Below are 20,709 nucleotides of genomic sequence, written 5' to 3'. Positions count from 1 at the left end.
GCCTCATGTTACTCCAATATGAAAGGATGGCTCTTATGCCTGATTTAAAAACCGAAATTACCCGCCGCCGGACCTTTGCCATCATCTCCCACCCGGACGCGGGCAAGACCACCCTTACGGAAAAATTTCTCCTCTACGGCGGGGCCATTGCCCTGGCGGGGATGGTGAAGGGCAAACGGAACTCCCGTCATGCTGTCTCTGACTGGATGGAAATCGAAAAGCAGCGGGGCATCTCCGTCACCTCCTCTGTCATGCAGTTCCAGTACAATGATTTTTGCATCAATATTCTGGACACCCCCGGCCACCAGGACTTCTCCGAGGACACCTACCGCACCCTGATGGCGGCGGATTCCGCCGTCATGGTTATCGACGCCTCCAAGGGCGTGGAGGCCCAGACCCGCAAACTCTTCAAGGTGTGCGTCATGCGGGACATCCCCATCTTCACCTTCATCAATAAAATGGATCGGGATTCCCGCAGTCCCTATGACCTGTTGGACGAGATCGAGAAGGAGCTGGGCATCGGCACCTACCCTATGAACTGGCCTATCGGCTCCGGCGTGGACTTTAAGGGTGTGTACCACCGGGAGAAAAACCAGGTGCTCCGCTTTGTGCCGGAGGAGAGCGGCGCGGGCCGCCGGGAGGTGGAGGAGCAGACCTTCTCCCTGGACGACCCGGCCCTCCGGGAGACCATCGGCGAATATTTATATGATACTTTGAGAGACGACGTGGAGCTTCTGGACGGCGCGGGCTACGAGTTCGACATCGACAAGGTTCGCCACGGCAAGCTGTCCCCGGTGTTCTTCGGCTCGGCCCTCACCAATTTCGGCGTGGAGCCCTTCCTGGAGGACTTTCTGCGCCTCACGCCCCCGCCACTGCCCCGGTCCGCCTCGGAGAGCCAGGTAGATCCCTTTGACCCGGATTTCTCCGCCTTTGTGTTCAAGATCCAGGCCAACATGAACAAGGCCCACCGGGACCGGATTGCTTTCATCCGCATTTGCAGCGGGAAATTTGAGAAGGGCATGGAGGTGGACCATGTCCAGGGCAAGCGGCGGATCAAGCTCAGCCAGCCCCAGCAGCTCATGGCCCAGAGCCGGGAGATCATCGAGGAGGCCTACGCCGGGGATATCATCGGCGTGTTCGACCCGGGAATCTTCTCCATCGGGGACACCCTCTGTGCCCCGGGAAAGAAAATCCGGTTTCAGGGCATCCCCACCTTCGCCCCGGAGCTGTTCAGCCTGGTGCGCCAGAAGGACACCATGAAGCGCAAGCAGTTTGTGAAAGGGGCCAACCAGATCGCCCAGGAGGGCGCTATCCAGATCTTCCAGGAGATCAACTCCGGCATGGAGGAGGTTATTGTAGGAGTGGTGGGTAGCCTACAATTCGATGTGTTCCAGTACCGCATGGAGAACGAGTATAATGTAGAGGTCCACATGCAGACTTTGCCCTACTCCTTCATCCGCTGGATCGACAATGAGGACATGGACGAGGCCGCCCTAAAGAAGCTGAACCTCACCTCGGACACCAAAAAGGTCCAGGACCTGAAGGGCCGCTATCTGCTGCTCTTTTCCAACCAGTGGAGCATCAACTGGGCCCTGGAGCGCAACGAGGGGCTGATGCTCTCAGAGTTTAGCGAGAGCTGAGCCCTTATTCCCAGGAGCCGGGAGCGGTGCGTGCAAATTGGGCAAACCGTTTGGAGGGCGGGTTCCGTTCGCGCGGAGACCAGCGTGTCGCTAAGTCCGATGCGTTTTTCAATAGTTCACACAGCTCCAAAGAGGTAGAGCGCCTTTTTGGAACCCGGCGGGGAGGTCGCGACCTCCTCAGCCGCCCAGCTTAAAAAGCGGTATCTGCCGGCTTTATGTGTGTTTACGATACACCAAGACTAGGAAACCTTTTTTCAATTCCAAAAGAGAGTTCATCTCGCCTCTCGAGATGAACTCTCCGTTTTTTCTTGTGGGATTTTTGTCAAGCGGTCCTGGCTTCTATTTGGCTTTGCGCCGGGCTGTGAACAGAAACGAAGGCAGAGACAGCACAATGCCGGTGCCCAGGGCAATGGCAATGGCAATTTTGATGGTTTCCAGCCCCTTGTCTAAAGCCAGAGCATCCTGCCCCATGAAGAAATGGTAGCCGGTATAGTAGATCCCCGCGCCAGGCACCAAGGGGAAGATCCCGCAGATCAGAAACACCGTCACCGGGGCTTTGCGGGCAAAGGAAAACACCCGGGAGAGCCAGGCCAGAGCCAGGGTGGCCAGGAAGGAAGCGGCCACCACTCCGCTGCCGGACGCAGTAGCGATTACATAGACCAGCCAGCCCGCGCCGCCGGTAAAACCGGTGTACAACAGCTCCCTGCGGGGAGCGTGGAAGATGATCGCAAAGGCGATGGTAGCCGCGAAGGCCACGGCGGTCTGGAGAGCCCAGCTTCCTAGGGTGAGAAAATTCATCACAGCAAAGCACCTCCTGTCAGCATAGAAAGGCCCCGCACGACAAAGCCCACGCCCACGGCGATACAGCCGCCGATGAGGAAGGCGTCCAGCATCCGGATGGCCCCGCTCAGGTAGTCCCCGTGAAAGAAATCCCGGATGGAATTGGTGAGGGCCACGCCGGGAACCAGGCGGATAATGGATCCGATGATGATCTTATCCATGTTGTCTCCCAGTCCCAGCAGAAAAAACACCCCACCGCACAAGGTGACCAACGCGCTGGCGGAAAGGTTGGTGAGAAATTTGGACATCCCTTTCCGGCCTACAAAGCTGAGAAACAGCTCCAGGGCCACACCGCAGACGAAAGCCACGGCGGCGTCCCGCCAGCTTCCTCCGAAAAGATAGCTGAAAGAGGCGCTGCCCACGGCGCAGGCCAGTACAGCCAGGGGCAGGGGAGAGTAGGGCAGAGCGCGGATCTCCTCCAGCCGGGCGGAGGCCTCTTCCACCGTGTGGGCGCCCTGGACGATTTCCCGGGAAAGCTGGTTCACGGCGCAGATCCGGCCCAGATGGGTGGCGGTGCTGGGGATATGCTTGAGCATGGCGGTGCGCTCCACCCCCTGTTCCACGCCGGTGGCAAAGATGGCGTTGGTAAGCACATACACCTGGAAGCTGTCAATTCGATAGGCACAGGCAACCCGCTCCATGGTCTCCTGTACGCGGGAGATTTCCGCTCCGTTTTCCAAAAGGACTTCTCCCATCTGAAAGGATAAATTCAGGATGGTTGGCATAGTGTCACAATCCTTTCCGTTAGAGCCTGTATTCATAACCGAATTTTCCCCTCAGATGGTGGTTGCGGGTTGTGAATATCTCCCCGCAGGAGTTCGAAGGCCTCTTCATATGCATTTACCCGGCCCTCTTTCAGGTATTTCCGGATTTCCGGTTCCAGCGCAATCAGCATATGGGCCCACACCGGCGAGAGGCGGACGCCCGCGTCTTTTTCAATCTGTACCATGGCCTGGTCCAGCGTCATAGGGGGAGAGGAGAGGAATACCGGATTGTCAATCAGGCGGACAAGATGAATAGCGGCGCTGACCAGGTCGGTCATGGAGGCGTTGGGGTCCTCTTCCCGGCTATACCGCTGGGGATATCCCCCCTGACCGTTATAATACCGGTGATGGCCCAGGGCCGCCTGGACATAGGGCCGGGTGGACTCGCTGCGCTCCAGAAGGGAAGCCGTGGCCTCCACATGGCAGCGGTACATGGATTCCTCTTCTTCCAGCCAGCTGCGGCCGATGCGGCGCACAAAATTTGTGAAGGCCAGCAGGCCCACGTTGTGCAGCAGACATCCTTCATAGGCGAAGCGCCGGAATTCCTCCCTGTGGGCGGAGACCTCTTCGGGAGAGGCGCAGCCCAGGGCGCCGGCCAGAGCCTCCGGGCGCGAGTCTACGGCCCGGTCCACCAGCATCCGGGCCACCTCCGCCGACATGCGGGATGTGACGAAGGCGTCGGGATTGCGGCAGACCACCAGATTGATGATGAAGTCCTTCTCCTGGATGCCGTCAGGATATTCCACAAAGGTCTGCAGGCAGGCCAGCAGGTGGTTGATGGTGGTTTCGCTGATCTGGTTGTCGGGCATTTTCCGCACGTATACAGCCAGCCTCCGATACATCAGGCTGAGGACCTCCTTTTTCTTGTGGCGGTATTCCCCGTGGTCCTCGATGTAGGCGGCATACAGAGCCGGCAGGAACATGTTGCAGTAAATTCCTTCAGAGCTGTAGTCCTGCTCGTCCCGTTCCATATATTCCTGTTCCATCCAGCCTAAAAAATAGGAGAGAGGGCGGACGCCGCAGTGATAGTGGGCGGCCTCGTAGGCATAGCGCCAGCGCATGGCGGGCTTGGCGCTTTGGGTCTGACAGCTCTCCATCAGTCGGTCGAATACATACTCGGCGGATTCCATCACTTCCCGCTGAACCTGGGGGTCCACAATCCCCGCCCGCAGCAGGCCCAGGCCGGTGGTGCGCTCTTGATGGGACTTGTAGAGATACAGATCCCAGGGGAGGCCAGGGGATTTTTCATGATAGACGGGGTCCTCCAGGATTTGCAGAGAGCGGCGGATAGCGTTCATTTTCCGGCGGCCGTCCTGGGCGTTGAGCTCGGAGTAGACCAGGGCCAGATTACCCATGGCCCGGTGGATGTATCCCCGCGTTTCCTCATCGTAAATGTCGTCGTACTGCTTAATATAGGAGGCGGCCTCCCCAAACATCATGCTCATCTTCCAGCGATAGGGGCTTTGACCGGCCCGGCGGACGATCTCTTGCATATAGAAGAGGGCCATGGCGCAGTGGTAGAGCTCCCGGATCAGCAGGTCCTGGTATTCCCAGTGCCGGGCATAGGTAATCAGGGCGTTGTGCAGGGAGTAGCACAGCACCAGATCCAGGTATGTCCCCCGCTGGAGAAGCTGGGCGGCGAAATCCTCCAGGTTAGAGATATCCTCTTCTCCGGCGGAGACGATATTGTCCAGCAGAGGGAAGAGCTCCTGCCGGAGCATGGCGGTGTTCTCCTCTGAGATTCTTCGGATCTCCGCCACGTTTTCATCCCGCTGTTTCACATAGGCGGCGGGGTCCGCCGGAATCTCCCCCGGCGGGGCGTTCAGCAGCAGGACCCGCCGCAGGTTTTCGATGTACTTTTCCTGATACTCCCTCATGGCTGCCGCCCCCTCAGCAGGCCTTCTATGGTGGAGAAAACCCGGTCCATATCCAGAGGCTTGGAAATATGGGCGTTCATGCCCGCTTCCAGGGAATTCTTGACATCCTCCACAAAGGCGTTGGCTGTCATGGCAATAATGGGAACGCTTCGGGCATCGGGACGGTCCAGCCGCCGGATCTCCCTGGCGGCGTCCAGACCGTTCATCACCGGCATCTGGATATCCATGAGAATGGCGTCATACCAGCCGGGAGCGGAGGCCTGAAAGGCCTCTACCGCCTGTTTCCCGTCCTCAGCGCAGTCGATTTCCGCCCCCGCCTCTCCAATCAGCTCCTGGGCGATTTCCCGGTTCAGCTCATTGTCCTCGGCCAGAAGCAACCTGCGTCCGGTGAGGTCGCACCGGACCTCTGGCTCCGGTTGCTGAGGGACCGGCCCCTGGGCATAGGCGGAGAGCCCGGCGGCCAGGCGGCTTCGGAACATGGGCAGGGGGATGAATCCGTCCACGCCGGAACGGGTGAAGACATATTCGATCTGGCTCCAGTCGTTGGCGGTAAGCAGCAGAATGGGCAAGCGGCTGCCCATCCGGTGGCGGATCTCCGGCAGCAGAAGGGTAACCTCCGCGTCCGGCAGCTTTTCCACTGTGAGAAAGGCGTAATACGCCTCTCCCGAGAGCTCCGCGTCGTTGAGGTACATCACGGCGGAATCCGCGTCCTGGGCCCAGTCGGCCTCCAGGCCCAGGTCTTTCAGCATTTGCACGGTAAGCTCCGCCTGTTTTTCATCGCTGTCCAGGAGAAGGATTTTTTGCCCGGCCAGATCCTTTGAAAAGTCCTCGGGGCACTCGGCCCGGGGGAAAGGGATGCTAACCGTAAAGCAGCTCCCCTTGTCGGGCTCGCTCTCCACGGCAATCTTGCCGCCCATTAAATCGATCAGGCTTTTGGTGATGGCCATGCCCAGGCCGGTGCCCTGAATCTTGTTCACAGAAGCCTTCTCCTCCCGCTCAAAGGGCGAGAAGAGCTTCAGAAGGAACTCCCTGCTCATGCCGATGCCGTTGTCCTTTACCCGCAGGTCCATGCGAGCCTTCTCTGGATCCTCATGGGCGGAGATGGCAAAATAGAACTCCACCCAGCCTCCCTGAGGAGTGTATTTGATGGCGTTGGAAAGTAGATTCAGACAGATCTGCTTTACGCGCACCGGGTCCAGAACGAGGTTTTCGCAGACCATCGAACCCATTTCCAGCTGGAAATCCAGATGTTTGGAATCCGCCTGGGGTTTGGCGACGATGAGCAGCTCGTGGAGCAGGTCAGCGATATTGGCTTGTTCCACCTGGATCTGTACTCGGCCGCTTTCAATGCGGGACATGTCCAGCACTTCGTTTAAAAGGGACATCATATGCCCGGAAGCTACCTGGATTTTTTCCAGACATTCTTTGATTTTTTGAGGGGGATCGGGCTGGCTCAGGGCAATTTCCGTAAGGCCCACGATGGCGCCCATGGGGGTGCGGATGTCGTGGGACATTTCCGAAAGGAAGGAGGTCTTGGCTTTGCTGGCCAGAATGGCTTCGTCTAAAGCGCTCTGGGTGCGGTTATAATAGGATGTGGCGTCGCTTAAGATACAGAGGAGATGCTCCCCTTGGGGCACAATGGCGGCGGAATAGACGCGGCTGCCCAGATGAAGAAAGACTGGCGCCTCCTCCTGGCCTTTTAAAGCCATCGCAAGGGTGCCGGCATCCTGGGCGGGCAGAGCGGCCGGCAAATTTCCCCGGATCAGCTGGCTGGCAGGGGAATTTTCATAGACTGGGCGGAGCGAAGGCGTTTCAAAAGCGATCACAGGAACGCTTGTCTCGCCCCAGGCAATCTCCAGCTGGCGTTTGTCCATAGCTATAGGCATCCTTTCAAAAGACCAATTCTATACCAATCCATTATACTACTGGCGGCAGATAATTACAATCCCCTATCCTTCCGGCAGATTAAGAATTCTTTTCTGAAGCGATGCAAGACGGAGCTTGCCTTCCTGCATTGCCGGGAAATTGCACAAAATTGTGGGAGAGACCCTGCTTTTTGCGGAATTATCTCTCAAAAAGGGCGATTTGCCAGGAAGGGGCTTGACAGGGAGTATGATGAAGGGTATAATTAAATACAACATTTAGTGCATGTTCCCTATGAGAAAAATGCAGTTTCGTCATGTTTTTTTCATAATCGCTTCATAATGCAGGAATATAGGGATCAATATGCGGAACTGGGTTGTTCGCGGAGAGGCTTTGGCCTCCGCTTTGCAACATATATTTTATGTAGAAAGGACGACGATTCACATGAACAAGACAGTAAAGCGCGTTTTGGCGCTGATGCTGGCTCTGGTGCTGATGGTTTCCGTGTTTGCCGCCTGCGGCGACAATAATACCGGCAGCTCCAGCGAGAGCAGCTCCAGTAGTGAAGAGAGCAGCTCCAGCGAGTCCAGCAGCGAGTCCGAAGAGAGCTCTCAGGAGGAGGGGCAGGAGCCCACTGAAACCGGAGCCTGGGAGGCGCCCTCCATTGAGAGCGATGACTACGACGAGCTTTCCGATTATTACTATGACTTCAACCTGGGCGAGTTCTATGACTTCTACAAGGATGCCACCCAGGAGGTGGACGACGTTGACAAGCGCTATGCTCTGGAGGCTCTCAGCGAGGCCAAGCTGCTGGAGTCCGCCGTCATGTTCCCCACCTACAACGACGGCAACCGCTACGTTTTCGGCCGCATCGCTCCCGGCTCCACCACCACCAACGGCTGGGGCGCCGACGACGGCCGCTACAAGTACGCCATCGTCACCAACGAGGTCATCAAGACCGCCGACCGGGACGAGCTGAAGAAAATGCTCAACGAGCTGCGCGGCACCGGCACTTATCACGAAGAGGCCAAGAAGTTCCTCACTGAAAAGGGCTATACCTTTAAGGACAGCTACAACATCACCTTTGACACCAACCCCACCACCTGGGACGCCATGGCTTCCAGCCGCGCGGGCGATGTGGACCCGGTCATCAACTGCATCGACAGCCTGCTGTTCTATGACGGAGAAAACACCGAAGTTCCCTGCCTGGCCGAGAGCTACGACGTGTCCAAGGACGGCCTGACCTACACCTTCCACATTCGCAAGGGCATGAAGTGGGCGGACTCTCAGGGCCGTGAGATCGCCGACATCGTGGCCGACGACTGGGTGGCCGGCCTGCAGCATGTGTGCGACTCCGGCTCCGGCCTGGGTGAGCTGTTCATCGGCGTTATTGCCAACATTCAGCCCTATCTGGAGGGTGAGGACACCGACTTCTCCAAGGTAGGCATCAAGGCTGTGGACGACTACACCCTGGAGTACACCTTGGAGAAGAAGGTCCACTACTTCACCTCCATGCTCCACTATGGTATCTCCCTGCCTCTGTGCCGCAGCTACTACACCTCTCAGGGAGGCAAGTTCGGTGAGGACTACAATACCGAGGACGAGAGCTATCAGTATGGCATCGACCCCGACCACATCGCCTATAGCGGTCCCTTCCTGATCACCAACTTCACCGAGAACAACTCCATCAACTACAAGGCCAACCCCCTGTATTGGGACGCTGCGAACGTTACCCTGAAGGAGCTGTCTCGTACCTTCAATGACGGCAGCGACAGCACCAAGGCCTATCAGGACCTGAAAGCCGGCGTGATTGATCAGAGCGGCCTGAACACCTCTACCATTGAGCTGGCCAAGGAAGAGAAGATGGAGGGCTCTGACAAGACCATCATGGAGGAGTATGCTTACGTTACTTCTTCCAGCGCCGCCTCTTACTCCTCCTTTATGAACTTCAATCGCGCTATTTGGAACAACTCCCGTGCGGAGAACGAGGCTGTTTCTCCTCAGAGCGAGGAAGATGCCGCCCGTACCCATGTGGCAATGAACAACCTGCACTTCCGCCGGGCTGTGGTCACCTCTCTGGACCGCAAGACCTGGAATGAACAGACCGTGGGCGAGGACGTCGCTGAGCTGTGCCTGCGCAACACTTACACTCCCGGCACCTTCGTCTCCATGCAGAACGACGTGACTGTGGAGATCAACGGCGAGAGCGTGACCTTCCCCGCCGGCACTGACTACGGCGAGATCATGCAGGCCCAGATCGACGCGGACGGATTTGATGTCACTGTGTACAAGAAGGATCCCAACGCGGAGAACGGCAAGGGCTCCGGTGACGGTTTCGACGGCTGGTATAATCCCGAGTACGCCAAGAAGGAGCTGGAGCTGGCCATTGCCGAGCTGGAATCCGCCGGCGTCAGCGTGGACGAAAGTAATCCCATCCAGCTGGACTTCCCCTATCCCGCCACCAGCACCACCCGGACCAACCAGGCCCAGGTGATGAAGCAGAGCATGGAGGAGACTCTGGACCACAAGGTTCAGATCAACCTGGTGGAGTGCGAGAGCAACGAGATCTGGTACTATACCGGCTACTATACCGAGCGCGGCTACGAGGCCAACTATGAGATGTTCGACCTGTCCGGTTGGTCCCCCGACTTTATGGATCCCTGCTCCTATATCGACACCTTCCTGCCTGACTACAACGGCTATATGACCAAGTGCTGCGGCGTATACTAATTTCGAAGATTAGAAGAACGCTGACCCCTGACTGGGCAGGTTTGAAACCGATGGTTGTTTTCTAGGTAGAAAACATGCCATATGAAACACACCGTGTTTCATAATTGGGTTTTGCTGACGCGGCCCAATCCACACTGTAAAGACGCCGGGTTTGCCTGGCCGAGCATAGCGGATACTGGGGAGATTCCCTAAAAAGCCGCTGATGGAGAATGGGCGATGGGGCCATAAGGCCTCATCCCCAATCTCTATATCTATACTTTTTAAGAGTGATACTGTGTGGCCTCCATGCGCACAACACTTGGCAAAGCCAAGTCTGCCGCGCATTCCGGCAAGACCTTGGAGGCGTTGAGTCTCAGCTGCAGTTTCGGTCGGCGATGGGAAATCGCCACTGGCAATTGTCGCCCTCCAAAAACCTCCACCACCTTTGAGAAAGGTAAGACTTCGTAAAACGAAGTCTACAAAACTTTTACCCTGGCTAGCTGGGGGCGCTTCGCACCTAGCTTGGCAGAGTTTTCGCCGCACTTTTGCGTAGCAAAAGACAGCCGTCTCACGGCTGGGGCGGAAACGGAAAGATAGACCGAGCCGCGCGAGCGTCTATCTTTTTGACACCACCGCGAAACCCAGTCTGCTTATTTCGCCTCGTTTGGAGCGGTATGCCGGAGGCCCTCTTCACTCTTCAACTATTCAAAATCCACAGAAAGAAAAATCGCAGATGACACTATGAAAAAGTAGATGATAATATGACTAAATATTTATTAAAGCGGCTTTTGCACGGACTTGTTTCCATCGTCATCGTGGTGGCGATAGTCATGGTGCTGATCTACTCTCTTTTGAACCGCGCGCTGATTTTTTCCAATGACATGACCTATCAGAAGCAGCAGAATAACGCGAAGATTTCCTATTCCTTCCGGAAATGGCAGGAGTACGGCTATCTGGATTATGTCACCTTCGCCGACTATATGAACGGCCTGGTGCGCAAAGGCGAGCTTGATGCGGAAACCCGGGACGAGGCGATTTCCATTGGCCGGAAGCCGGAAAACGACAGCGAGATCACGGCGGAATATGTGGAGAAATTCACAAAGGAGTATGAGAGCAAGGGGTTTACGGTAGAGCGGTATAACGCTGTTACCTCCCGAAAGAAGCTGGCCAGCGGCGGGCAGCAGATTTTGTTCGCCCACAGGGACCGGCCTCTGATTCAGCGTTTGATTACCTATTTTTCCAGCATCGTAACTATCGACACCATCCACTATGTGGATGAGGGTACTGACATAGGGGAGAGGGGGCTCACCTTTACCACCCATGACCCCCTTTACGGCGGGAAGAAGTTCGCGCCGGCCATTATTGGCAACGGCACCCGGCATAAGTATCTGATGTACTTTGACAATCAATTCCCCTTCTTCCACCAAAACCTGATTACCATTAGCCTGGGCAAATCCTATTCTCTGAATAACGGCGTGGACGTTCTGGAAACCATGCTGAATTCCCAGGGATCCTATGTTACCAGGCCCATAACCTTCCCCACCGGGCTGAAAGAGGACAGCGCCGACGATCTCCACACCGCTACTTATACGGAGGGCTCCCGGGAGGTTTCCCAGGTTTTGATGGACCGTTTTGAAGATGATTATACCAATGTGACCACAAGGAAGAACGGAATGTCCAAGATCGGCTACTCCTTCAGCATTGGCATTCTGGCTACCTGCCTTGCCTATCTGCTGGGGGTTCCCATAGGCATCTTTATGGCCCGGCACAAGGAGGGGCTGGTGGACAAGATTGGCACGGTCTATATTGTATTTATTATGGCGGTGCCCTCTCTGGCGTATATCTTCCTGTTTAAGGCGATTGGCGGTTCTATTGGCCTACCCACCACCTTTGACATGAACTCTACCAGCAGGCTTATGTATTTGCTGCCCATTATCTCTTTGGCACTGCCTTCCGCAGCCAATCTGATGAAATGGCTGCGCCGGTACATGATCGACCAGATGAATTCGGACTATGTGAAGTTCGCCCGGTCCGGAGGCCTTTCTGAAAACGAGATTTTCTTCAAGCATATTTTCAAAAACGCCGCCATTCCCATTGTCCACGGGATTCCTGGCGCACTCCTGGGCGCTTTGACCGGGGCGATCATTACTGAGCGGGTGTACGTGGTGCCCGGCACTGGTGATTTCCTGACCCGTGCTATCAACGCCAACGATAACGGCGTGATTGTCGGCCTGACCATGTGGTATGCCCTTCTCTCCGTGGTGGCGATCATTCTGGGCGACATTCTGATGGCAATCGTCGATCCCCGGATCTCGTTTACCGATGAGAACCGCTAATTGGGAGGTAGAATAATGAAATCCGAATTGACAAATGTAAGCTCGCTGGGCGTGCCAGAGCAGGAGCTCTTCTCTCTGGTCACCCACAGCGACGAGGAAAGTGAAAAAATTACGGCTCCCCGCTATTCCTACTGGCAGTCCGTATTCCGGGTGTTCTTCAAGAAAAAGATCAATATTATCATTCTGGGACTTCTGGCAGTGATTATTCTTTTCGCCTACGTGTACCCCTCTCTGATTAGCTACGACCGTTACGCCAATCTGGCGGACGCCCAGTCGAAGCATCTGATGCCTTTGGACGCCATGCAGAAATTTGGGTTTAACCTCCATTGGATTCTGGGTGCCGGCGCCGCTGGCGACCCCACCTTTGACACCATCTGGGTTGGCTCCCGAATCTCCATTTCCCTGGCCTTGATCTGCGCGCTGATCAATATGACCATCGGCATTCTGTTGGGAGCGGTCTGGGGCTTCTCCAAGAAGATGGACGCCATTATGATGGAGATCTACAATATCGTCGCCAATGTGCCCTATATTCTGCTGATTTCCGTGCTGGTGCTGGTGCTTTCAGCCAGTTTCTGGACCATGGTTTTTGCCCTGACGGTGACAGGCTGGCTGGGAATCGCCTATTCCATCCGCGTCCAGGTTATCATCATCCGGGACCGGGAGTATAATCTGGCTTCAAAGTGCCTGGGAACTCCCATTACGCGGATTGCCCTGCGGAATATTCTGCCCTTCCTGACCTCCTTCATCGTGACCTTGGCCGCGGCGGAAATCCCCTCTTATATCTCCTATGAGGTGTTCCTCAGCTATATCGGCATTGGCCTTTCGGATATGTCCCTGGGCAAGCTGATTTATGAGGCGGAGCCCGCCATGCTTACCAATGGCTGGCAGTTTGAGTTTTGGAGCCCAGTTGTGGTGGCCTCCATTATCACCGTCGTATTGTATGTAGCAGGCCAGAACCTGGGCGATGCGTCTGACCCCAGGACCCATATGTAAGGAGGGCTACGCATGGAAGACAAGAAGGTCCTGCTTTCTGTGAAAGATTTGGAAGTGAAATTCCGGGTGCGCGGCCGCATTCTTACCGCGATCCGAGGAATTTCCCTGGACATTTATGAAAATGAGTCCATCGCCATTGTGGGAGAATCGGGCTCCGGCAAGTCGGTTTTCACCAAGACATTTGCCGGAATGCTGGATTCCAACGGCTTTATCGACAAAGGCAGCATTATTTTCAATGACGACGAATTGGCCGATACCCATGTGAAGCTGAGAGGGACGGCCCGGAACACCGTTCGGAATATTGAGAAAAAGCTGGACGAATACGCCAAGCTGGAACTTGGCGCGGAAACCTTCAAGAAGATGAAGGAGCTGGAAAGCGAGCGCAGGCGGAAAATGTCCGTAAGCAATGAGGACCGGAATGCGTTCGAGGAAAAAGTGAAGGATTTGGAGTTCAAGCGAGCGGAGGCTTTCAACCTGAAGCAGACTCTGGATGCCCGGACCGACAAAGCCCGTATTAAGGAGCTGGGACGGGAAATCACAGGCCTGGATAATGAGATCAAGCGGATCAAAGGGGAGTTTGACGGCAAGATAAAGGCAAATTCCGCTGCGGTTAAAACAGATGCCAGTTATAATGCCGGCTACAATAAGCGCATGGAGGAGCTCAAAGCCCAATATGCCAAGGAAACCGCTGGGGTCGTCTCTTCAGAGGCAAAAAAGCGCAACGAAATTCTGGCAAAGGAAATTTATCTTTCTGTGGGCCGGTATCCCTTCCATAAGCGGGTGAGCCTGATTCAGAAGCTGCTGAAAGAGATGAAAAAAGCCATGGAACTGGGGGTGAATCCCCAGGACGACGCCATCTTCGACCGGGTGGTTTTCCGAGTGCGCTATTTGGACGAGACATCGGATACCCTTCACGGGACCTGCACCCTGAACCTGGCCAACGTGAAGTATGCCGGCGACTGGGGACAGATCCGGGGCCGGCGGATCGCCACGGTGTTCCAGGACCCCATGACCTCTCTGAATCCCATCATCACCATTGGCAAGCAGATTACCTCGATTATCTTAAAGCACCAGAATTGCTCTGAGGTGGAGGCTCGGGCCCGGGCCATTGAGTTGATGCACAAGGTGGGGATCCCCAACCCGGAGGCCCGCTTTGACGACTACCCCTTCCAATATTCCGGCGGTATGCGCCAGCGCATCGTCATCGCCATCGCCCTCTCATGCCAGCCTAAAATCCTCATTTGCGACGAGCCAACAACGGCCCTGGACGTGACCATCCAGGCCCAGATCATCAAGCTCTTGAAGGATCTGCAAAAGGAGTTCAACTATACCATCGTGTTTATTACCCACGACCTGGGTGTGGTGGCCAACGTAGCGGACCGGGTAGCGGTGCTCTATGCCGGCCAGATTGTAGAGCTGGGCAAGGTGGACGAGGTTTTCTATGACCCCAGGCATCCTTATACCTGGGCGCTGCTCTCCAGCCTGCCTCAGCTGGCCCAGAGAAATACGAAACTCTATTCCATCACGGGTACGCCCCCCTCACTGTATAATCAGATTATTGGCGATCCCTTTGCCCCTCGGAATCCCTATTGCCTGAAGCTGGATACTTTGATGGAGCCTCCTATGTTCCCGGTGACGGAGACTCACTTTGCCAAAACTTGGCTGCTGGACCCCCGTGCGCCCAAGATCGAAAAGCCTGAGATGATTCAAGATATCCACGAGAAGCTCATGCGAGCTTTCAATATATAGGAGGGCCCGCTTATGCTAACGACTACTGCTGCATCCGATACAAAAGTGCGCCATTTGCCCGAGCATGGGCCGATTGACCCCAAAACAGGCCGTGAAATCCTACTTTCTGTTCAGAATGTGGACATTACTTTTGGGAAAGGCGACTCTGCGGTTCGGGCCGTTAAGGATGCTTCTTTTGATATTTATAAAGGGGAGACCTTTTCCCTGGTGGGCGAGTCCGGTTCAGGCAAGACCACCATTGGCCGGGCGGTAATCCGGGTAAATCCCTGTGCCGCGGGCCAGATCCTTTACAAGGGCGTGCCTATTTCGGGAAAAATTCCCCATTCTCTGGACAGGGACGTAATCCGGAATATTCAGATGGTGTTCCAGGACCCTGCGGCTTCCTTGAATGAACGCGCTACCGTGGACTATATTGTATCCGAGGGCCTTTACAATTTCCACCTCTTTGAAAACGAGGCGGACCGTGTGGCAAAGGTGCGTAACATGATTACCGAGGTAGGCCTGCTGCCCGAGCATTTGACCCGCTATCCCCACGAGTTTTCCGGCGGCCAACGCCAGCGCATTGGTCTGGCCCGGGCCATGGTGATGGAACCCGAGCTGGTTGTGGCAGACGAGCCCATTTCCGCTCTGGATGTGTCCATCCGCGCCCAGGTTCTTAACCTGTTGAAAAAGTTCCAGCAGGAACGGGATGTAACATATCTGTTTATTGCCCACGACCTGTCGATCGTGCGGTTCATTTCAGACAGAATTGGCGTTATTTATAAGGGAAATATTGTAGAGGTCGCGGATGCGGAAGAGCTGTTTGACTTCCCCCTGCACCCCTATACCCGCTCCTTGATTTCCGCCATTCCCATTCCCGATCCCCAGCTGGAAAAGAACAAGGTGCTCTTTACCTATGACCCATCGATTCACGACTATTCGGTTAACAAGCCGGTGCTCACAGATATTGGCCACAACCACTATGTCTATGGAAACGAGAAGGAACTGGAAGAATACCGCGCGGTTCGTGAGCGGGGAGTGCCGATGAAGAGCATTACCATCCGCAAGCCCGGGGAAGCCGTTCCGGAAGAAAATCCGGAGGATGTTGTGGACACCAGCAAAATTCTCAGCGCCCCCTTGCATGATACGGGAAATATCTGGTATTTGGTCCTTTCCCTGCTTTTACCGGTATTTGGCGCTATCGGAGCGGTGCTCTTCCGCAGGCATAACTACATGAAGAACTACAAAGCCTGTAAGCAGGGGGCGAAGATTGGCTTCTGCATTCTTGGGGTGGCCGTTCTCGTGTTCTTGCTGGCTCTGCTGGCAGCCGTCCTCCTATAAATGAGACGTGCGGCAAGGGACAGGCGGCCTCCAGAACCAAGGCCAGTGGAACGAATCCAGATTTCAGAGAAGAATTTTGGCCGGCGCATGGTCCTATTCCTTCTTTGCCTGGTGGTAGGGGTAAGCGGGTTGAGCTATGGCGTTTATTCTCTTCTCAGCACAGATGCGGGATGGATGACGGTAGAGGCCGTCTCCGACCAGATTCATTGCGGCAGCGAGTTTACCTTTGAATATCTGCTGGAAAAAGGCGGTATGGCAGGTTCTGATGAGCTTCGAAAGGTGCGGTTCGCATATAGCGATGCGGCAGTGAAAGCCTACCAGCTGTTCACCACCACGGAATCTTTTGAGGATTTGCGGAACCTGTACTATATCAACCAGCATCCCAATGAAGAGATTGAGGTGGACCCGGTGCTGTATCAGGCCTTTCAATCTATGGGGGATCAGGACAGCCGGGTGGTATATATGGGCCCGCTCTTTTCGCTCTATCAAGATCTGTTTTTCTGCCAAGAGGATTGGGAAACCTATGATTTCGATCCCTACCAAAATCCGGAAACAGCGGCGTTTTACCGGGAGCTGGCCGCTTTTGCGGCGGATCCCGCCCATGTGCAGGTGGAACTGCTGGGAGAGAACCGGCTGCGGCTGAACGTCTCCGAGGAGTACCGCAGCTATGCCCAGGAGGCGGGCCGGGAGAGCTATCTGGATTTTGGTTGGCTGCGCAATGCCTTTGTGGCAGATTTTCTGGCGGATACCTTGATGGAGCAGGGATTTACTTCCGGCATCCTCACCAGCTATGACGGGTACACCCGGAGCTTAGGCGGGGCCGTGGGGAATTTCGGATACCGCCTTTTTGACTGGTATGATGGCGGGGTGATAACAGCGGCCCAGATTGTCTTTGACGAACCGGTGAATCTCGTGAATTTCCGGACCTTTCCCATTAAGGAAGAGGATGGAAACCGGAGCTACGTGCTGAAGGATGGCACTTTGCGCCATACTTATCTTGACGGCGCCGATGGCTTTTGTCGTGCCGCGGTAGATACCCTGTTGGTTTATTCACCTGAGGACAGCTGTGCGGAAATGGCCCTGGAGGCCGCGCCGGTATTCATTGGCGATACTCTGAGTCGGGATCTCCTGAGGAAACTCCGCCGGGAGGACCGGGAAGTGGTGACCATTGAGGACCGGGTTGTGTTCCATAGCCAGCCGGATTTGTCCCTGAACGAACTTTATACCGGTGAAGGGGAGAAGGCTCTGTACCGGGAGGAAGCCTGGAAGGAAGAATAATTTGGACGCGGACGCGCCGTCAGGGGAGGAAATCCTTGACGGCGCTTTTCCTTGAAATTGCGGATTCCGCCGGGAAAAAGTCGGGCAGAGAGAAAAGTTTCTTGATAAAATGAGTATTGTTATAGTCAATTAACTCGAAAAGAGCCTTTTCAGAGGCTATAAGTAAACGCACTTGAAAATCGGTATATACCGATTTTCAAGCTGGGCGGCTGAGGAGGTCGTGACCTCCCCACCTGGTTCAAAAGAGATAGGATACCTCTTTTGAACTGCGTTAACTATATTTGACTATGACAAATACTGGGAAGGAATCGCGGAAGTCTTTCCGGACGGGGCCGCCCCCTTGAGGCCCGAAGGGTTTCCAATGCGTTTACGGGAGATGGAGGTGAAACGAATGAATATGCTGAAAGGGCTTAACAGGGCGATGGCCTATATCGAAAGCAGCCTGACCGGCGATGTGGATCTGGAAGAGGCTGCGCGGCTGGCCTGCGTTTCGGCAGATGGGTTTGCCCGTTTTTTCAGCTATATGACCGGCATGACGGTGAAGGAATATATCCGCTGCCGCAGGCTGACCCTGGCTGCTATGGATCTGGGGGAGACAGAGGCCCGGGTAATTGATATAGCCCTAAAGTATGGCTATGACAGCGTAGACGCATTTTCTCGGGCCTTTGCCAGACAGCACGGACTCACGCCAACTGCCTACCGGAAAGGAGACGGCTGGCTGAAAACGTGTTTTCCGGCTTCCTTCCAAATAAAAATTATAGGAGCGGATGAGATGGACATGCGGATGACGGAACTGCCTGAATTGAAGATTTACGGGATCAGCCGGGCCTTTGAGGGAAGGGGATATCGGAGCCGGGAGGAGCTGCGGAATAAGATGTGGTCGGAGCTGGAGGAGGACGTACCGGGGAAGATCAGCCAGGCTCAGTGGAATCAGCCGGGTAGTCAGGCGATGGATGGCGTGTGGTATGGCTTATGGCAGAAGGGGCGCTATCTGATTGCCCGGGAAAAGTCTTGGGTAAAGGCGCCTGACATGCTGGAGATTCAGACCATTCCGGCGGGGACATACGCGGCTTTCCGCACAAAGCCCGGGGGATTGGCTTGGGAGGAGATTCCCAGGGCTTTTGAGGAGATTTTCCAGGCCTGGTTTCCGGCTTCAGACTACCGGCAGAAAGGGGATCTGGTCATAGAGGTTTATCATCTGTGGACGGACAAAGAGCAGCGGAAGAAAAAGCGCTATTATGAGGTGTGGGTTCCGGTGGAACGAAAAGAGCAAATATAGTTAACGCAGTTCAAAAGGGGTAGAATACCTCTTTTGAACCAGGCGGGGAGGCCACAACCGCCTCAGCCACCCAGCTTGAAGTGCGTTTACTTATAATGCAGGGTCTGAATGAACAGAAGAAAACCCGCCGTGCAGACGAAAATACTGTGCGGCGGGTTTCTCTAGGGGGAATCTATAGGCTCATATTATCAAAAGAATTACTTTTCGGCGGGAAGATTATCTCCGGCACTGCTGTCCAGAGAGAGCACATATTTGCGGAAGTTCACCATCATAGTGCAGGCTACCGACCGGTCGGAGCTGCCCTTAGGATTAAACCGGTTTTCACCCACGCCGTTGACAACGCCCAAGCTGCGCATCCGGTAGACGGCATCCTTGGCCCAGGAGCTGATCTCCTGGTCATCGCTGAAAGGCTCCCCGAAATTACTACCTATATCCGTGGTGTCGATCCCTGTGTAGGCCAGATAGCGGTCTAGCATGGCGCAGACCTGTTCCCGGGAGATTTCTCCGTTGGGATTGAAGGTCTTGCTCGGGCTCACCACGCCGATGCTGACAGCCCAGGCCAGCTGGTGATAATAGTAGGCGTTGGCGGGCACGTCCTCAAAGGCGGAGAGCTTGTCCGCAAACTCATAGCCGCTTACATCCTCTCCGGAAAGGTTGGCCAAAACCTTCACAAATTGCGCCCGGGAGAGCTTAGTCTTGGGAGAAAATTTTCCGCCTCCGGTACCGCCGAACAGCCCTAGGCACACGGCCTGATCCACGGCCTCCGCATACCATTGGTCATAGGCGAAGTCGTTGAAAACAGCACCGTTGCCCATAACGGTGGCGGTGGAAACAGGACCGGCAACGCCGTCCCGAACAGCAATGGCCTTATATGTACAGCGCAGCTGATACACAGGGGAAACATAGGGAGTGCTGTCCTGCGTGGGCTCTGTACCATCGGTGGTATAATAGATATCGAAACCATCGCCGGCCATCATGGCAACGCTTTCCCCGTCACTGGTGATGATGGGGGCCGTTACGCTCAGCTCCACCAGCAGGGCGGAGATATACCCCTCTTGGCCCCGGGAAGTTGTGGCGGGATACCAGATGTCCGAGGTCCTGCCGTCTATGGAAACCGCGCTGCCCTGAATTGCCGCCCCTAGCTTCAGCCGGGCACCCTTGGAGAGGAGGGACACCACAGAGGACTGGGTGGTGGGTTGGCTGCGCAGGTTCACAGAGGAGTGGGAGACAGTGGCGTTATAGTCAAAATTGGTCTGATTGGGGTCGTCGGTGCCGCTCCAGCCATTGGTGGAGAGCCAGGTGCGAACTTCCTCTGCGGAGACATAGCTGTCGCTGAGAAGGAAGGGATCCACCGGGGCAGGCGTGCCGTCGTCCAGCTGGGCAAAGCCGTCGGGACCGATCATATAGCCGTCCACAACCGTGTTCACGTCATATTCGTAATTGCTGTAATGGACCATTTTACCGTCAAACTCATACCAGCCCTCCCGGGGATACAGTACGCCGTTGTCAAACAGATGCCAGGAGTTCCAGCTGCGGTTGTAGATGCTGCCCCGGACCATATTGGTACCGTAGTCAGAGTTTTCGCAGGACTCATTGTTGCCTATGTAGATGCCGATATGGCTGTAGCCGTCGGCAGGATCGCCGGTTTCAAAAATGGTGAGGGCCAGGCCGTGGATCCGGGGGATGCCGTCCTCTAAATTTCCGGAGAAAATACAGTTTTGGGTGGCCTGGGCTGTAGCGCCGCCCATGCACCCGCCCACGCCCAGGTCAGAGAAATAGGCATAGATCAGGCCGGCGCAGTCAGAAACCCGCACGCCGTTCACGGTTTCGCCCTTGCCGCCATAAGAATACTGCCAGCCCTCGTTATAGGCGTTGATGCCATGCTGGGCCAGACCCAGGTTCGTAGGGGTGGAGGCGGCTTTCGCCCCCAGCTGCCATACCGGCAGGCCGACGCAAAGAGTCAGCGCGGCCAGCAGCAGGCAGAGGCCGCGGATTCCCGGCCGGCGGCTGGGCTTTTTCAAATGTTTGTAATGTGTCATAAGGGGATACCTCTCAATCTCG

13 protein-coding genes are annotated in these 20,709 nt (G+C 55.6%); 8 read left to right on the top strand and 5 right to left on the bottom strand.

All coding sequences use genetic code 11. The features are described from left to right. The first annotated feature begins 35 nt into the window (after nucleotides 1–35). Nucleotides 36–1,640 carry a peptide chain release factor 3 gene (locus D7X94_RS05665; protein WP_120426766.1) on the top strand — a complete coding sequence of 535 codons (1,605 nt, stop codon included), beginning with the start codon at nucleotides 36–38 and terminating at the stop codon, nucleotides 1,638–1,640. A 339-nt stretch (nucleotides 1,641–1,979) separates the two neighbouring features. Here the strand turns inward: D7X94_RS05665 and D7X94_RS05660 are convergent, their stop codons facing one another. From D7X94_RS05660 to D7X94_RS05645, 4 genes are read right to left on the bottom strand one after another with little or no spacing between them, the layout of a single operon-like run. Further along, complete coding sequence (locus tag D7X94_RS05660) at nucleotides 1,980–2,438, bottom strand: threonine/serine exporter family protein (protein WP_120426765.1); 459 nt, start codon at nucleotides 2,436–2,438, stop codon at nucleotides 1,980–1,982. Further along, the gene (locus tag D7X94_RS05655; RefSeq protein ID WP_243111201.1) at nucleotides 2,438–3,205 is read right to left on the bottom strand and encodes a threonine/serine exporter family protein; all 768 of its coding nucleotides are present in this window, start codon (nucleotides 3,203–3,205) and stop codon (nucleotides 2,438–2,440) included. The genes D7X94_RS05660 and D7X94_RS05655 overlap by 1 nt, the downstream gene beginning before the upstream one ends. A gap of 32 nt (nucleotides 3,206–3,237) precedes the next feature. After that, nucleotides 3,238–5,121: an HD domain-containing phosphohydrolase gene (locus D7X94_RS05650; RefSeq protein WP_120426763.1), complete on the bottom strand. Its 1,884-nt coding sequence runs from the start codon at nucleotides 5,119–5,121 to the stop codon at nucleotides 3,238–3,240. Beyond that, entirely contained in the window at nucleotides 5,118–6,995 is a 1,878-nt protein-coding gene (locus D7X94_RS05645; protein WP_158590912.1) for a hybrid sensor histidine kinase/response regulator, read from the bottom strand. Before D7X94_RS05645 ends, D7X94_RS05650 begins: the two co-directional genes overlap by 4 nt. Nucleotides 6,996–7,428: 433 nt before the next feature. On the opposite strand from D7X94_RS05645, the gene D7X94_RS05640 reads away from it, so the two are divergent. The 7 genes from D7X94_RS05640 (at nucleotide 7,429) to D7X94_RS05610 (ending at nucleotide 18,648) form a co-directional block, all read left to right on the top strand. Continuing rightward, nucleotides 7,429–9,714 (top strand): ABC transporter substrate-binding protein, encoded by a 2,286-nt coding sequence (locus tag D7X94_RS05640; protein ID WP_158590911.1) that lies wholly within the window; start codon nucleotides 7,429–7,431, stop codon nucleotides 9,712–9,714. Nucleotides 9,715–10,454: 740 nt separating this feature from the next. Further along, complete coding sequence (locus D7X94_RS05635; RefSeq protein ID WP_120426760.1) at nucleotides 10,455–12,029, top strand: ABC transporter permease; 1,575 nt, start codon at nucleotides 10,455–10,457, stop codon at nucleotides 12,027–12,029. A 15-nt stretch (nucleotides 12,030–12,044) separates the two neighbouring features. Beyond that, nucleotides 12,045–13,022, top strand: coding sequence for an ABC transporter permease (locus D7X94_RS05630; RefSeq protein WP_120426759.1), 978 nt, complete (start codon nucleotides 12,045–12,047; stop codon nucleotides 13,020–13,022). Nucleotides 13,023–13,034: 12 nt separating this feature from the next. Continuing rightward, complete coding sequence (locus D7X94_RS19640; RefSeq protein WP_120426758.1) at nucleotides 13,035–14,771, top strand: oligopeptide/dipeptide ABC transporter ATP-binding protein; 1,737 nt, start codon at nucleotides 13,035–13,037, stop codon at nucleotides 14,769–14,771. A 12-nt stretch (nucleotides 14,772–14,783) separates the two neighbouring features. Further along, complete coding sequence (locus D7X94_RS05620; RefSeq protein ID WP_120426757.1) at nucleotides 14,784–16,091, top strand: ATP-binding cassette domain-containing protein; 1,308 nt, start codon at nucleotides 14,784–14,786, stop codon at nucleotides 16,089–16,091. A gap of 129 nt (nucleotides 16,092–16,220) precedes the next feature. Further along, nucleotides 16,221–17,369: a hypothetical protein gene (locus tag D7X94_RS05615; protein ID WP_147401670.1), complete on the top strand. Its 1,149-nt coding sequence runs from the start codon at nucleotides 16,221–16,223 to the stop codon at nucleotides 17,367–17,369. 391 nt (nucleotides 17,370–17,760) lie between these two features. Beyond that, nucleotides 17,761–18,648 carry an AraC family transcriptional regulator gene (locus D7X94_RS05610; protein ID WP_158590910.1) on the top strand — a complete coding sequence of 296 codons (888 nt, stop codon included), beginning with the start codon at nucleotides 17,761–17,763 and terminating at the stop codon, nucleotides 18,646–18,648. Nucleotides 18,649–18,845: 197 nt separating this feature from the next. On the opposite strand, the gene D7X94_RS05605 is transcribed toward D7X94_RS05610, so the two are convergent. Next, on the bottom strand, nucleotides 18,846–20,687 hold the full coding sequence (locus D7X94_RS05605; protein ID WP_158590909.1) for an S-layer homology domain-containing protein: 1,842 nt from the start codon (nucleotides 20,685–20,687) through the stop codon (nucleotides 18,846–18,848). Between the last annotated feature and the right edge of the window lie 22 nt (nucleotides 20,688–20,709).

The organism is Acutalibacter sp. 1XD8-33 (assembly GCF_003612555.1).
In the GTDB taxonomy this organism is placed as follows: Bacteria; Bacillota; Clostridia; order Oscillospirales; family Acutalibacteraceae; genus Acutalibacter.
Note: the sequence above shows the minus strand (reverse complement) of the source record. Positions and strands in the feature narration are given on the sequence as shown.